The following is a 14270-nucleotide window of genomic DNA, read 5'->3' as shown; positions in this document are numbered from 1 at the left end:
AACATTAGCGGATATTACTTCACAAAATACGAATTTATTTGATTTGTACACGAAAGGTTTTTCGGTGATATTGGGTTAATCCATGAGATAGAATAGCCCTGCGATGCTCAATGGTAGGATAGCCTGCATTTCGCTGCCAACCATATTCAGGATGCTCCGATGCCAATTTTTCCATCAATTCATCTCGGTATGTTTTAGCTAATATGGAGGCTGCCGCAATGGAAAAGAACTTAGAATCCCCTTTTACGATGCAAGTATGAGGGATTAATGGGTAGCTAATAAAGCGATTTCCGTCGACCAATAAATGGTCAGGTTTATGCTTTAATTGATTAACTGCTTGGTGCATGGCCCTCACACTGGCTTTATAGATGTTGATTTGATCTATGGTGGGTGCATCTACTTCGGCAACAGCGAAGTCGAGGGCGACATTTTCGATCTCTTGCTTTAAAGTCCAGCGTTGTTTCACATTTAACTGCTTGGAATCATTTAAATAGGGATGATAAAAATCTTGGGGTAAAATGACAGCAGCAGCTACCACAGGGCCTGCTAAACAGCCTCTGCCAGCCTCATCTAGACCCGCTTCTAGTCCTAAGTTTGAAAAATAGGGAAGAAGTGTCGACATTTGTATATGAATTATTAAAATAGTTGACTTATAAAGACCTAATTTCTGCAAAATTGATGAATATTTCTCTATACAATCCCCTGCGCACTAAAGTATACTTCTTAGTCATTGTATTTTTTGCTTTGAATCTTTCAATGTCAGCGCAAGTAAATAAACCGAAGAAGATATTTCACTTAGCCGCTAAATCAGTGCGATTTACCGGTGATGGATCTGCAGGTGAGGCATTTTTGTTTAAACCTTCTGTAGAAGTTGGCTTTGGAATGCAATTTCCCATAAATAAGCAATGGAGTTTTAATCCAGAAATTAATTTAGCACAACGAGGTCATCATGGTAAATTGTATAGCTCTGATTCCACATTCAAGGAAAGAACTATCACTCTGAATTACCTCGATTTCAATCCAAATTTTGAGTTGACCTTGGGAAGAGTATCCGAGTTTTCTAGTAATATTTCCATTTGGGGAGGACCTTATTTTGGAATTGGTCTTTGGGATAATACCGTGGAAGTTAGTCGAGTAGTTAATCCAGCAAATCCAAATTTGTATATTACGGTTACCAATAACACAGAGAGTTTTTCAAGTGACTTTCGTCGCTTAGATGCTGGTTTTAAGGTGGGTATCGGTTTGATTTCGAAACGATTTGTAGCTGCAGGGTTCACCTACCAAACGGGAATGGTCAATATTAAAGACGCAACCAGCAAAACATTTAATCAATCATTAGGCATCTACCTAAGAGTCTATTTTGATGATATGTTCTAATCCCGTTGAAACAGTAATCTTTGACCCAACTGACTTTCGTTAAATTGACCATGGGAGTACGCCAAATGTCCTGAAACAAAAGTATGGGCAATGCTAGCTCCAAAGGTATGACCTTCCAACGGGGACCATTGACATTGGTAATGTATATTTGATTTTTCAACCAATTGAGGTTTATTGAAGTCGACTATGGCTAAATCAGCCCAGTATCCTTCTCTAATAAATCCCCGGTCTTCAATTTGGAAAATTTCTGCTACCGTATGGGCTGTTTTTTCGGCAATTTGTTCCAGGGAAAGGACTCCTTCTTTTTCTAGATCAAACAACATCAACAATGGATGTTGAACCAATGGAAGTCCAGCGGGAGATTTCCAATAGCCTTGCTGTTTCTCCTCCCAAGTATGAGGGGCATGGTCAGTAGCTATAATATCCAAACTTCCAGTTTGTAATGCTTTTCTTAGGGCGTTTTTATGTCTAGAATCTTTAATGGCTGGGTTACATTTGATTTGATTTCCCAAAGTTTCGTAATCAGCTGCATCAAACCATAAATGATGGACACAAACCTCAGAAGTAATACGCTTGTTTTTAGAGGCTTTATGGGCTTCAAACAGCGCAAGCTCTTCCTCCGTAGTGATATGTAAAATATGTAGTCTAGTATTCCATTTTTTTGCCAATCCAATGGCCATGGAGGAAGAAAGGTAACATGCCTCCTCGTTTCTAACGAGAGGGTGGATAAATGCCGGTGCCTCTTCTGGGTATTTTTCGCGAAATAATTGCGTGCGTGCTTTGACCGTCGGTTCATCTTCACAATGGGTGGCAATGAGTAATTCGCTTTTGGAAAAGATATTCTCTAAGGTTTGAACATTATCCACCAACATATTGCCGGTGGAAGATCCCATGAAGATTTTAATGCCGCAAACATTTTGCTTATTCGTCTTTAATACTTCTTCCAAATTATCATTACCGGCTCCCATAAAAAACGAATAGTTGGCCAATGAGGAGCGTTGAGCAATGGCGTATTTATCGGATAAAATTTCCTGACTTAAGGCATTTGGTACTGTATTGGGCATTTCCATGAAACTCGTAACGCCACCTGCCACAGCAGCCCTAGCTTCACTAGCTATATGTGCTTTGTGAGTAAGCCCAGGCTCCCTAAAATGCACCTGATCATCAATCATGCCCGGAAATACATGTTTCCCATTTAAATCTATGATTTCTTCGTTTCCTAGAGGACTGATACTGCTGGCAATTTTGTCTATTCGACCGTTCGAAATGCGTAAATCCCCTGCTATAATCTTTCCTTCATTGACAATTTGGGCATTTTTTAATAGGTAATTCGACATATTTATTCGGCTTTTATTTCGGTAATTTTAAACTCAGTTCTTCTGTTTTGTTGATGCATTTCTTCACTACATTCCACTCCATCGGCACATTCATTTACCAGCTGACTTTCTCCATAACCCTTGGCTTTGATTCTCTTAGCATCTATACCTCGCTGGATAATGTATCGAACGGCAGATTCAGCTCTCCTTTGGGATAATTTCTGGTTGTAAGGAACGCTTCCTCGGGAATCTGTGTGAGAGCCTAATTCAATGGAAACATTCGCGTTATCTCTTAGGAATTGTACTATTTTTTCCAATTCTTCTGAGGCATCATTTCGAATTTCTGCTCGGTCTAAATTATAATAGATGGGGTTGATTTGGTATAACTGCGTAATCTCTTTGCCGATTTCCGCTTTATCCATGACAATCTGCCAAACAAAAGTGGTGTCAGTAACCTCCTTTTTTAATAACCTGGCAGGAATTTCGCGCCCTTCCATAGAGAAGGTGGATCTTTTAGTTAAATAATCATCTTTTTCACAGATGAAATCGATTTGGTCATTTTCAGCTAAATCCAGTATTTCTAGTCGCCCTTTTTTATTCGAATAGGCCGGATCTATACTTTGACCATTTCGTCGAATACTCACTTTCACCGAGTCGATAGGTTTACCTGAAGGATCTATAATTTCTGTTTGCAAGAAATATTGGACAATCTTATTCTCAGTAGCCGCAATAACCGGTGGAGCCTCATTTGTCCACCATCTTTCCGAGTTGGCTGAACCAGATTTGAAATAATATATGTCATCATCGCCTTTTCCGCCTAAGCGGTTGGAACTAAAATACCCTGAAAGCGAATCCACTAGGCTGATCCCAAAATCATCTGCGATGGAATTCATAGGAACACCCAGGTGCTCTACCACGATTTCATTTTCATTTCTGGAAGCGACAAATAGGTCAAGTCCGCCCAGGCTAGGGTGTCCATCAGATGAAAAGTATAGCTTTCCATCCTCGCTCACAAATGGGAAAATTTCATCACCAGGGGTATTGATGGCCGAACCTAAATTTATAGGTCGACCAAACCTTCCCGAATTGTCCATGGGCGAGCGATAAATATCTAGTCCACCTTTACCACCCCTTCTGTTGGAACTGAAATAGAGAGTCTTTCCGTCAGCTGAGAAGGTCGGGCTGCCGTCCCAAGCAATAGAATCTGAAATGGCCAGTCTTTCAGGAACGGACCAATCATTGCCATTTTTTCTACTGATGTACAAATCTACATCAGGTGATAAATCTTTGTTTTTGCCAGTATTTCCTCGAGCGAATACGACGGTGTTCCCATCTTTAGAAAAAGCGGGAGTGCCTTCATTGGCATTTTCTTTGTCTATCATCGTACTAAATAGACTCAATGGGCCTATTTCCACAGGACTTTTTAAATTGGCGCGATATAAGCCTAGATATGGGAGCCCATTGTTTTTATAAATATTCTGTTTTCTAGAGCTAGTGATAATCAAATCCTCCCCCAATTTTCTCGCGGAAAATTCTGCCATGGGTGTATTTCCTTGAATAGCTTGAATGTCTACAGGGCTGTTTTTTTTCTGTAATTCACTGACTTGAGGGAGGTTTTCTAGTTCAATTTCCGCTTTAAGCTTAAGTGATTTACTCGGTTTGTTTTGCAGAAAATCAATTAAAGTGGCTTGAGCTAAGCTATAATTTCCAGTTGCTTTCGCAGCAAAAGCCAGATGAAATCGGATGGTATTATCAGTGTTTCCTTTGGCTAAGGCAGTCTGGTAATAAGGTAATGAAGCAGCAATGCGGTTAGAAAGTCGGTAAGATTCAGCAATAAAGTAAGACGTTTGATCTAATTGAAAGCCTTTTTCTGCCAATGGCCTTAGCTGCTGTATAACCAGCTCATATTCTCCTTTATCAAAGGAATTCAAGGCTTTTTTTAGCTTGAATTCATCTCCTTGGCATGCCATAAGGAATAGCGCAAAACTGCATCCTAACAAGGAAAGTATGCTCAATCGCAATGTTGACATCTGTTTGGCGGTTTTCATGGAGTGTAAAAGAAATTCAAATGTAACAAGCTAAGCTCATTTATTTCACGTACCTTTATAGAAATTTCGAAAATCGAAATAATTACAAGACAAAAGCGTCTTGCTTTCTACAGCAGTGATGTTGCAAATTTAGTATTATGAGAAAAAGAATTGATAAGAATGACAACCGTCGTTCAGATTCAAACCCCAAGTCTTCGGACGACCGCCGATCAAGTAGAGGCGGAGAAAGAGCACCATTTACAGGTTCTCATTCCAATTCAGAAGGACGTCCCTATTCAGGTTCACGTTCAGATAACCCAAGAAGTTTTTCTGGCCAAAGAAGAGATTCAGGAGATACCCGTCGCCCTTCAGGTGATGGAGAAAGAAGACCCTATTCAGGACCTCGAGGTGATTCAGACCGCAAACCTTACGAAGGAAATCGTGATGGAGGAGAGCGTCGTTCATTTTCAGGTCCTAGAAGAGATTCAGGAGACGCTCGTAGACCATTTGAAAATAGAGACAAACGTTCATATGAAGGTAATGATAGGCTAAATTCGGACGAAAACTCTTTTAAGCCAAGAGATAATGCTCGTTTTAAAGGGTCCCAAGATAGAGATGAGTCGAAATCAGGATTTGATTCACCTCGTCGTTCTTTTACTCCTAGGGATGAGAATTCAGAGAATAGAGAATCATCAGAAAGAAGCGGCAAGTTTTCTAAAAAGGATGCTTTCAAAAGTAGAAATCGCTACGAAGAAAAGCCAGCATATACCCCTCAGTATAGATTAGATCGATACAGAGAAAAAGCTCCTGCACGTGTACAAAAGAAGTTTATCCAGGAAGATCGGAAAAATGATTCGATTCGATTGAATAGGTTTATCGCAAATGCAGGAATTTGTTCCCGTCGTGATGCTGATAAATTGATTGATGCAGGTGTAATTAAAGTCAACAATAAAGTGGTGACTGAGATGGGTTACCAGGTTCAGCCTACAGACATTGTTAAATACGGGAATCGTAAATTGAATAGAGAGAAACCAGTGTATGTTCTCTTAAATAAGCCAAAAGATTTTATCACGACCACAGAAGATCCGAATGATCGTAAAACTGTGATGGAATTGGTGAAAAATGCGGGAGATGCTCGTATTTATCCAGTTGGCCGCCTAGATAGAAATACTACGGGATTAATTTTGTTGACAAATGATGGAGAATTAGCTGATAAATTGACGCATCCTTCCAATGAAATTGAGAAAATTTATCAGGCGGAATTGGATAAACCTTTAAATGAGGAGGATTTAGAGAAAATCAAAGCAGGTTTGACTTTGGAAGATGGAGAAATTAAGGTAGATGATATTGCCATCGTGACACCGGACCGTTATGTGGTTGGTATTAAAATTCACTCTGGTAAGAATAGAATTGTTCGACGTATTTTTGAGCATGTAGGTTATGAGGTAATGAAATTGGATAGGACTACTTTTGCGGGCTTGAACAAGAAAGATTTACCTAGAGGAAATTGGCGGTATTTAACGGAGAGAGAATTAGTGAAGTTGAAGTATCTTATGTAGGAACATACAAAAGGCCCATTTTCATGGGCCTTTTGTTTTAAATGATTAAAATGAACGAATTATTTTTAGATGTTCATTAAGGATTCTCTTCTTCTCATCTTTCCAGCTGGAATACCAAACATCATTTTGAAACGACGGCAGAAATAGGCAGTGTCTTTGTATCCAACCTCAGAACCAATGGCGCGAATGGACTTTTTCGTAGTTCTCAATAGACCCACCGCTGCTTCCATGCGCTGGTATTCAATGTAATCTTGAGGGTTGATACCTGTCAACATCTTGAAGTATTGACCTACATAATCCTCAGATACATTAGCAACGTTCGCTAAAACTTTATTGGATAAATCACCCCCTAAATTATCTTTGATATAAGCAAAAATGTCAATTAAACGTGGATCCTTGAAGTATGTGCTATTGGTGGCTAATTGCTCTACAAACAAGCGATTGCGAATAATATAGCGGATAACCTCGATAACGATTTCCTCCGTCTTGATTTTGATTATACGGCCTTTTCCAATCTCATCTGACATATCCTCTAACAAAATCTCTTTGATGGATTGAGCTAAGTTGTCATCCTTTTTGATTAAAAATGGAGGAATATCTAAAGAGGTAAAGAAGTTAACCGAGTCGAATACCTTAGCTTCGAAAGCAACCATGCCAAATGAATTATCTGCTTTACCAATGGTAGCAGGATCCATGTTCTGTTCGAAATACAATTCTCTGTGAGTCATAAACTCTTCGTTATTGACTGCCTTAGGTTTTTCAGAATTGCCGTAAGTTACACTAACCATTTTACCACCTGGAATAAAGAGCATATCTCCTTCCTCTACGGGAGTGTCCTCTTCTCCAAAAGAGACCTCTCCTTTGTACAAAATCAAGAGAGAGTTTTCTACATCATAATAATTTTTGATGCGAATTGGTTGTAATATTCTAATGTTTCTCGCCTTAATGAATTTAACGCCAAGGGATTCGATAATCTTGTTATAATCTTCCATTTTTTCGCTTGTTTACAAATATGCAGAACATTTGCTGGATTAAACTTGGACAAAACTAATAAAACAGATAATAATTCCAAATTATTTAATTCAAATTTTTCCTCAAAATGACAAATAAATTATTGTAATAAACCTATAATTGGGGACTTATATGTCCGAAAGTATTTAAAGTGAAGTCTAGGCGCACTTTTATAATTATTTCGAGGATATTCCATTTTTTGATTTAATTTAAATAATTAGCTCGTTTTTTATTGGTAAATTTGTTTTTTAGCACAAGTTCAGCTGCGTCATTAGGATTTATTTTACAATCTATTATGGGAATTTTTAATTTTCTTACCAAGGATATTGCCATTGACTTAGGTACAGCCAATACCTTGATTATTCATAAAAATCAAGTGGTTGTCGATGAGCCATCCATCATTGCATTGGATAGAAACACCAATAAAGTTTTGGCTGTAGGTCGACAAGCCATGATGATGCATGAAAAGACCAATGATAATATCAAAACGATACGTCCATTGAAAGATGGAGTAATTGCCGATTTTACGGCGGCAGAATTGATGATGCGCGGTTTGATCAAGATGATGGACAAGGGCAATTCGTTTTTTTCTCCAGCCTTGCGGATGGTGATTTGTATTCCATCGGGAATCACAGAGGTGGAAAAACGTGCGGTAAAGGACTCTGCTGAACATGCTGGTGCTCGTGAGGTTTATATGGTACATGAGCCAATTGCGGCGGCTATTGGAATTGGAATAGATATCGAACAACCTAACGGTTCCTTAGTGGTAGATATTGGAGGAGGTACTACGGAAGTGGCGATTATTTCTTTGAGTGGGATTGTGGTAGAGAACTCGATTCGTGTGGCGGGAGATGAATTCACCCGTGATATCAAGGATTATTTATTGCGTGAGCACAAATTGATTATCGGGGAGCGTTCTGCAGAGCAAATTAAAATTCAAGTAGGTGCTGCGCTTCCGGAATTAGAAAACCCACCAGCAGATTTTGAGATTCGAGGTAGAGATCAGATGACTGGAATACCTAAAGAAATTCTTATCAATTATTCGGAGATTGCGTATGCCTTAGATTCTTCTATCACCAAAATTGAGGTGGCTATCATGGAAACATTGCAAAGAGCTCCGGCGGAGTTATCTGGTGATATTTTCCATAATGGTATTCACTTAGCGGGTGGTGGTGCCATGCTTCACGGTTTAGACAAGCGTATAGAAAAGAAAACTCAATTAAAGGTCCATGTAGCAGATGATCCTCTAAAGGCAGTGGTACGAGGGACAGGAGAAATCTTGAAAAACTTAGAAAAATATAAGCCTGTTTTAATCACCTAGTATTTCCATCCTTTTGGTATGAATCAACTGTTCCAATTCCTCTTAAGACAAAGGAACTTCCTGCTGTTTTTTGTATTGGAGTTGATTAGTTTATGGTCAGTTTACAAATACAATGATTACCAGAGGACCTTATATTTTAATACCACCAATCAGTGGGTGGCCTCTATGCTAGCTCAAAAGCAAGAGGTGCTTAATTATTATCAACTAAGGGATATTAATAGGGAATTGGCGGCGGAAAATGCCCAATTGCGTCAAGAGGTTTTTCAATTGAAGGCCAAACAAGTTCCTGACTTAAAGTTACCTTATTTCATCAACGAAGGAGTTCTAAACCGTTATCAGCCAGTAGCCTGCAAGGTAATTGATCTATCCACTAGGCAAACCCAAAATTATTTAACCATCGATAAGGGTACCAAGGATGGAATTCATCCAGGTATGGCAGTGATTTCCTCTACTGGGGTGGTAGGTAAAATTCTTTCTTGTACAGAGAATTTATCTCTCGTCATTTCAATCCTGCACACGAATAATACCGTTTCCGCCAAATTGAAATCCAATGGAGAGTTAGGTTATGTTAAATGGGGTGGCTGGCAACCAGAAGTTGCTGAGATGATGGACGTGTCCAAATATAAAAAAGTAGTGAAAGGTGATACAGTAGTTACCTCCGATTATAATGCGGTTTTTCCTCCCAATGTACCCATTGGTATTGTAGCTAAACTTGGTTTAAAAAAGGATGGTAATTTCCATGATATTAAAATCATGTTGCTCACTCACTTTTCCACCTTGCAGTATGTCTATGTGATTAAAAATAGGTTGGCTTGGCAGCAAGCTAAATTGGAACAATCTAAACCTAAGCCTGAATAAGATGGGATCTAGCACCACCTTTCGTTGGATTTTTACGGTTATTCTAACTTGGCTGATTCAAGTCTTGTTTTTAAGAGATTTGACCATCGCCTATTTTGCATTTTGCTTCATTTATGTCTGGCCATTGATTAAAGCACCCATTGATACCGCTCCGGCTTACCTCATGTTGGGTGCTTTTGTATTAGGCTGGCTGGTTGACGTATTTTATAATACTCATGGCATGCATGCCTTCGCCTCGGTCATGATGGCGGCATTTCGTTCTCCCATTTTACGTTTATTGACTCCAGCTAATGGATATGATGAACGCTCTAATGTGAGCTTAAATGAAATGAGACCTTTGTGGTTTTTTACTTATTTGTTCCTCATGCTGATTTGTCACCATGCGGTCTTGTTTCTTTTAGAAGCTAGTGATTTCGAATTAGTAGGTATTAGTTTATTGAGAGCTATTTCTAGTTGCATCTTAGGTATGACGGTATTTGGTATCTTAGAGCTCTTTAATTTGAACAAATAAGCCTTTTTGTCAGATTTTAACTTTCTTTTTTCTTGGACACAAAATTGTAGGAGGGTAATTACGTTATCTGTACCTGATAATGTCTTAAAATTATGACTATGGACGTCCAAGTAGAAAATGAAATTGATCCTTCGCCACATGCAAGGCAAATTTTTGAAAAGGAATTTATGCCGCACCTAGATGCGATGTATAATTTTGCTTTGAGATTAACCAATGACGAGGATGATGCACAAGATTTGGTGCAAGATACCTGTCTAAAGGCTTATCGCTTCATTAATTCTTTTGAGCCAGGTACTTATGCTAAAGCGTGGTTATTTCGAATTCTAAAAAATAATTTCATTAATGATTACCGCAAAAAATCACGAGGCCCGTCCAAAGTAGAATTTGAATGGGTAGAGCAATCATTTGCCGGAGAAGATGATCCTGAGCCTTCACATCAGGCGGATTTGCATGCTGAAACAGTCAATGAAATGCTGGGAGATGAAATCACCAAGGCTATTCAAGCATTGCCAGTAGATTTTCGTATGATCATTATTTTGTGTGATTTAGAAGAGTTTAGCTATGAAGAAATGGCTAAAATTTTAAATATCCCTATCGGTACTGTACGTTCGCGTTTGCATCGGGCTAGAGCCTTGTTGAAAGACTCTTTGGCAACTTATGCTAAATCCAAAGGATATAAAGCTGACACTTTGTCAGGCAATGATTGAACTTTTACACCAAGGCTTACGTTAGCCCAAACAGACAGAATTAATTAAAGAGCATGAAGAAGAGCTGTGAACATCAGAAAGATTGTATGAAGCTAATTCAGCGGATATTGGATAAAGAGGCAAGTCCCGAGGAGGAAGCTGCTTTTTTAGCCAATAAAGACCAATGTATTCCTTGTCAAGAGGGATATGAATTGGAAACATCACTCAAAAAGGCGATCAAGGAAAAGTGTACATCAAAATGTCCAGATGAACTATTTACCCGAATAAAGGAGAAACTTTTTTTATTAATAATCCTTATTTCCATCTTAATTCCCTTATTTTGTTAGCTTAAACATCTATTAAATTATTGGAAGGGAAATTAATTATTTTTTCAGCACCTTCGGGTTCAGGTAAAACGACAATCGTTAAAGAACTCATTGAGCATAATCCCAATCTGGGATTTTCTATATCAGCATGTACCCGAGATAAGCGAGGTAGATCCGAGGAAAACGGGAAAGATTATTATTTTTTGACTCCAGAAGAATTTCGTCAAAAAATTGATGAAGACGCTTTTGTGGAATGGGAGGAGGTTTATCCTGGAGCTTATTATGGCACCTTAAAGTCCGAAATTGAACGTATTTGGGCCTCAGGTAAGCATGTGATATTTGATGTCGACGTCAAGGGAGGTTTGGCCCTTAAAAAATACTATGGAGATCGAGCTTTGGCTATTTTTGTTAAAGTCCCTACGCTTGAAGTTTTGGAAGAAAGGTTGCGCTCTAGGGGAACGGAAACGGAAGAATCTTTATCTAAACGAATATTTAAGATGAAGTTTGAATGGTCTTTTCAAGATCAATTTGATGTAGTGTTGGTCAATGACCAATTAGAAGATGCGATTCAGAAAGCTCAAGCTCTTTTTGATGATTTCACGAAATAATACATGAAAATCGGTTTATTTTTTGGTTCATTTAATCCCATTCATCATGGTCACCTGATGATTGCGCAGGCGGTATTGAACCAAACCGATGTACAGCAAATTTGGTTTGTGGTTTCTCCGCAAAATCCTCATAAGAAAAGTAAGAGCTTGTTGCATGAGTTTGACCGCTTGGATTTGGTTGAAAGGGCCATTGCCGACAACTTTCAGTTTAAGGCCAGCGATATCGAATTCAGTTTAAAGAAACCTTCCTATACCATTGATACGCTCATTCATTTGTCGGAAAAATACCCACAACATGAATTTGAGTTGATTCTTGGTGGAGATAATTTGGAACAATTCAAAAGTTGGAAAAATTACGATAAGATTCTCGATTATTTTGGGCTTTACGTATATCCTAGAGGGGAAGAACCTAGGTCTGATTTATGGGATCATCCTAAAGTTAAAAAAGTGAATGCTCCTGTATTGCATATTTCTGCTACCTATATTCGGAATTGCATTCAGAAAAATCAATCGATCAAATATCTAGTTCCTGATAGTGTAGAGCAATTAATCGCTCAGAAAAAATTCTACATTTAAGCCTTTAGAGCTTAGATATTGTTTTCATTTTTTAGCCCCTTCCCATTTTTAAGGATTTTCCTTTGTTGGATTGTAGGAATTCTGTCGGCTCAATACGTGACGATCGCCGTAGATAGAATCTTATATCTTTCCATAGGAATTTTGGCTTGCTTAGTCCCTTTCTTGTTTGGGCCTTATAAGCGATTGCTTATTTCCTTTATGTTCATTTTGCTCTTTTTTAGTCTAGCGCTGCTCCGTAGCAAAGATGTAAGTGCTAAGTATCAAAAGCTTCCCATTAAGCAGGTAATAGCCTTTCGATTCCGAGTGGCAAGTACGCCATTGGTTAAGTCCAAATCATATGCCCTCATGGGGGAAATTGTCAATTTCTTGGATTATCAAGGTAGATGGCATAAAACCAAATCATTAGGCCAATTCTATCTGGATAAGAAAGCGAAGCTTCCTCAAATAGGCGAAACCTATTTGAGCACTATAAAACTTCAATCCATTCGACCGAGTGCCTTTCCTTTTGGTCAAAACTGGCCTCAATATTATGCTCGTAAAGGAATATATGTTACTGCCTATTTACCTAGCCAAAGTTTTATTTTGGAGAGTTATTCAAAAGAATTTTCATGGCGTTTATTATTTGATCGGTGGCAAAAGATATTCGTTGAGCATCTACATCGGGGTTTACAAAGTGATAGAAACCAGGCGGTAGCAAGCACCATGTTATTGAGTGCCCATGAGGCCATTGATTTTGAAACACAAAAGACCTATGCGGCTTTGGGAGCCATTCATATTTTGTCTGTTTCAGGGATGCATGTGGGGATTTTATGGATGTGCATACAGTTTTTACTTAAGTTTATTCCCTTTCGAGGACCTACTTTTCGATTCTTGAATTTTATGATACCCTTATGTATCATTTGGGTATATGCGGGTATTACAGGTTTTTCAGCCCCTGTGTTAAGAGCAAGTGGGATGTTCACGGTACTATTTTTTGCTCGGAATTTTCGATTTAATGAAAATTCTATCAATTTGTTGTCGTTTACGGCTTTTGTATTATTGGTTTGGAATCCCTTGCAGCTGTTTGATGTTGGATTTCAATTATCTTTTTTGGCTGTTTTAGGTATTTTATTATTTAATACTCCTTTGCAATCCATTTGGACTCCTAAATCAAAAAATTTCATCATTTCCTATTTGTTGGAATCGATTTGGTCAATTACGACAGTGGCCATTTCTGCTCAATTATTAAGTTTCCCCTGGATATTATTTTATTTTCATCAGTTTCCGCATGTGGGGGTATTACTTTTTGCCAATCCATTTCTAACCCTATTTTCATCTCTTTCTTTGATTTTAGGTATGTTGTTTTTAACAGCTGCTCCACTGATGGCGGCATGGGGTTTTATGTCGATTTATCATTTCTTAGCCAAAATTTTTGAGTTTAGCTTGAACTGCTTGCATGATTTTATGTTTTGGGTAGATACCAAGTTCCATCCGACTATCCCATTTCTTCATTGGGAAAGCTGGATGACCTATGCTTATTATGGGATACTATTGTTGGGGATTTTATGGTGGAGAATAAGGTATGTGTTGCTTTTAAAAATTGGTATTTTGCTATTGACTATCAGCGTTTTAGTGTATCAATGGGGCCATTGGAACGCACTAAAACATCAGCAATTCGCATACTTGGCCCAGTATAAAGGAATGCCTGTTTGGCTTACCATCCAAGGCTTGAAGGCACAATTGATAGGACCAGCCCAGATGAAGAAAGATCCACCTTGGATACAGTCATCCATTTCGCCTGTCTTAGCTCATCATTTTGTTAGAGATACTACGCTTGTTTTTTGGAGGGAGGAGATTAATTATTCTTGGCACTGGAAGGGCAAGCTTTTTTATTTTGCCCAGCATGCAAAGATGAAAATTCCCAAAGTCATGGATGTTTTGGTAATCCCTAGTCAGTTAAAAAGGGATGTATTTAAAGGTATAAGCTACCATCCTACGGCTAAATGGATTTGGACTCATTCTTTCAGTGGTTTTTACCTACATAAATTCAATGAAACAGGGTATTTGCCTGCTAAGCAATTTGCATTGGATAGCATGTCTGCTATCTCCTTCTAA

General features: G+C 38.5%; 14 protein-coding genes. 10 read left to right on the top strand and 4 right to left on the bottom strand.

The features are described 5' to 3' along the window. Positions 1 to 34 precede the first annotated feature (34 nt). On the bottom strand, positions 35 to 622 hold the full coding sequence (locus tag ESB04_RS08915) for a ribonuclease HII (protein ID WP_129027392.1): 588 nt from the start codon (positions 620 to 622) through the stop codon (positions 35 to 37). A 134-nt stretch (positions 623 to 756) separates the two neighbouring features. On the opposite strand from ESB04_RS08915, the gene ESB04_RS08910 reads away from it, so the two are divergent. Beyond that, positions 757 to 1377, top strand: coding sequence for an outer membrane beta-barrel protein (locus tag ESB04_RS08910; RefSeq protein WP_164969626.1), 621 nt, complete (start codon positions 757 to 759; stop codon positions 1375 to 1377). Here the strand turns inward: ESB04_RS08910 and ESB04_RS08905 are convergent. Beyond that, positions 1374 to 2714 carry a dihydroorotase gene (locus ESB04_RS08905; protein WP_129027390.1) on the bottom strand — a complete coding sequence of 447 codons (1341 nt, stop codon included), beginning with the start codon at positions 2712 to 2714 and terminating at the stop codon, positions 1374 to 1376. The genes ESB04_RS08910 and ESB04_RS08905 overlap by 4 nt on opposite strands. Positions 2715 to 2716: 2 nt before the next feature. Further along, entirely contained in the window at positions 2717 to 4741 is a 2025-nt protein-coding gene (locus ESB04_RS08900; protein ID WP_235832212.1) for an OmpA family protein, read from the bottom strand. Between the two features lie 137 nt (positions 4742 to 4878). Between ESB04_RS08900 and ESB04_RS08895 the strand changes: the two genes are divergently transcribed. Then, the gene (locus ESB04_RS08895; protein ID WP_129027389.1) at positions 4879 to 6279 is read left to right on the top strand and encodes a pseudouridine synthase; all 1401 of its coding nucleotides are present in this window, start codon (positions 4879 to 4881) and stop codon (positions 6277 to 6279) included. A 65-nt stretch (positions 6280 to 6344) separates the two neighbouring features. Here ESB04_RS08895 and ESB04_RS08890 read toward each other — a convergent pair whose 3' ends face one another. Continuing rightward, a complete protein-coding gene (locus ESB04_RS08890; RefSeq protein ID WP_129027388.1) occupies positions 6345 to 7271 on the bottom strand; it encodes a helix-turn-helix domain-containing protein in 927 nt (308 codons plus the stop codon). Positions 7272 to 7585: 314 nt separating this feature from the next. Here ESB04_RS08890 and ESB04_RS08885 point away from each other — a divergent pair, with 314 nt between their 5' ends. The 8 genes from ESB04_RS08885 to ESB04_RS08850 all read left to right on the top strand — a co-directional run bounded on the left by ESB04_RS08885 (position 7586) and on the right by ESB04_RS08850 (position 14270). Beyond that, entirely contained in the window at positions 7586 to 8611 is a 1026-nt protein-coding gene (locus ESB04_RS08885) for a rod shape-determining protein (RefSeq protein ID WP_129027387.1), read from the top strand. 18 nt (positions 8612 to 8629) lie between these two features. Next, the gene (mreC, locus tag ESB04_RS08880) at positions 8630 to 9469 is read left to right on the top strand and encodes a rod shape-determining protein MreC (protein ID WP_129027386.1); all 840 of its coding nucleotides are present in this window, start codon (positions 8630 to 8632) and stop codon (positions 9467 to 9469) included. A gap of 1 nt (position 9470) precedes the next feature. Then, positions 9471 to 9980: a hypothetical protein gene (locus ESB04_RS08875; RefSeq protein ID WP_129027385.1), complete on the top strand. Its 510-nt coding sequence runs from the start codon at positions 9471 to 9473 to the stop codon at positions 9978 to 9980. Between the two features lie 98 nt (positions 9981 to 10078). Next, positions 10079 to 10687, top strand: a complete 609-nt coding sequence (locus tag ESB04_RS08870; RefSeq protein WP_129027533.1) for a sigma-70 family RNA polymerase sigma factor — start codon at positions 10079 to 10081, stop codon at positions 10685 to 10687. 53 nt (positions 10688 to 10740) lie between these two features. Beyond that, positions 10741 to 11013, top strand: coding sequence for a phosphohydrolase (locus tag ESB04_RS08865; protein ID WP_129027384.1), 273 nt, complete (start codon positions 10741 to 10743; stop codon positions 11011 to 11013). A 20-nt stretch (positions 11014 to 11033) separates the two neighbouring features. Then, a complete protein-coding gene (gene gmk / locus ESB04_RS08860) occupies positions 11034 to 11600 on the top strand; it encodes a guanylate kinase (protein ID WP_129027383.1) in 567 nt (188 codons plus the stop codon). Between the two features lie 3 nt (positions 11601 to 11603). Beyond that, entirely contained in the window at positions 11604 to 12176 is a 573-nt protein-coding gene (gene nadD / locus ESB04_RS08855; protein WP_129027382.1) for a nicotinate (nicotinamide) nucleotide adenylyltransferase, read from the top strand. Positions 12177 to 12272: 96 nt separating this feature from the next. Beyond that, the gene (locus ESB04_RS08850) at positions 12273 to 14270 is read left to right on the top strand and encodes a ComEC/Rec2 family competence protein (RefSeq protein WP_129027381.1); all 1998 of its coding nucleotides are present in this window, start codon (positions 12273 to 12275) and stop codon (positions 14268 to 14270) included.

The sequence above is a fragment of the Aquirufa rosea genome (assembly GCF_004118285.1).
GTDB classification, from domain to species: Bacteria; Bacteroidota; Bacteroidia; order Cytophagales; family Spirosomataceae; genus Aquirufa; species Aquirufa rosea.
Note: the sequence above shows the minus strand (reverse complement) of the source record. Positions and strands in the feature narration are given on the sequence as shown.

Excerpts from the sequence above, each read along its gene's own strand:
- ESB04_RS08915 (WP_129027392.1), bottom strand. The coding sequence starts at position 622 with ATGTCGACACTTCTTCCCTATTTTTCAAACTTAGGACTAGAAGCGGGT.
- ESB04_RS08910 (WP_164969626.1), top strand. The coding sequence starts at position 757 with ATGTCAGCGCAAGTAAATAAACCGAAGAAGATATTTCACTTAGCCGCT.
- ESB04_RS08905 (WP_129027390.1), bottom strand. The coding sequence starts at position 2,714 with ATGTCGAATTACCTATTAAAAAATGCCCAAATTGTCAATGAAGGAAAG.
- ESB04_RS08900 (WP_235832212.1), bottom strand. The coding sequence starts at position 4,741 with ATGAAAACCGCCAAACAGATGTCAACATTGCGATTGAGCATACTTTCC.
- ESB04_RS08895 (WP_129027389.1), top strand. The coding sequence starts at position 4,879 with ATGAGAAAAAGAATTGATAAGAATGACAACCGTCGTTCAGATTCAAAC.
- ESB04_RS08890 (WP_129027388.1), bottom strand. The coding sequence starts at position 7,271 with ATGGAAGATTATAACAAGATTATCGAATCCCTTGGCGTTAAATTCATT.
- ESB04_RS08885 (WP_129027387.1), top strand. The coding sequence starts at position 7,586 with ATGGGAATTTTTAATTTTCTTACCAAGGATATTGCCATTGACTTAGGT.
- mreC (WP_129027386.1), top strand. The coding sequence starts at position 8,630 with ATGAATCAACTGTTCCAATTCCTCTTAAGACAAAGGAACTTCCTGCTG.
- ESB04_RS08875 (WP_129027385.1), top strand. The coding sequence starts at position 9,471 with ATGGGATCTAGCACCACCTTTCGTTGGATTTTTACGGTTATTCTAACT.
- ESB04_RS08870 (WP_129027533.1), top strand. The coding sequence starts at position 10,079 with ATGGACGTCCAAGTAGAAAATGAAATTGATCCTTCGCCACATGCAAGG.
- ESB04_RS08865 (WP_129027384.1), top strand. The coding sequence starts at position 10,741 with ATGAAGAAGAGCTGTGAACATCAGAAAGATTGTATGAAGCTAATTCAG.
- nadD (WP_129027382.1), top strand. The coding sequence starts at position 11,604 with ATGAAAATCGGTTTATTTTTTGGTTCATTTAATCCCATTCATCATGGT.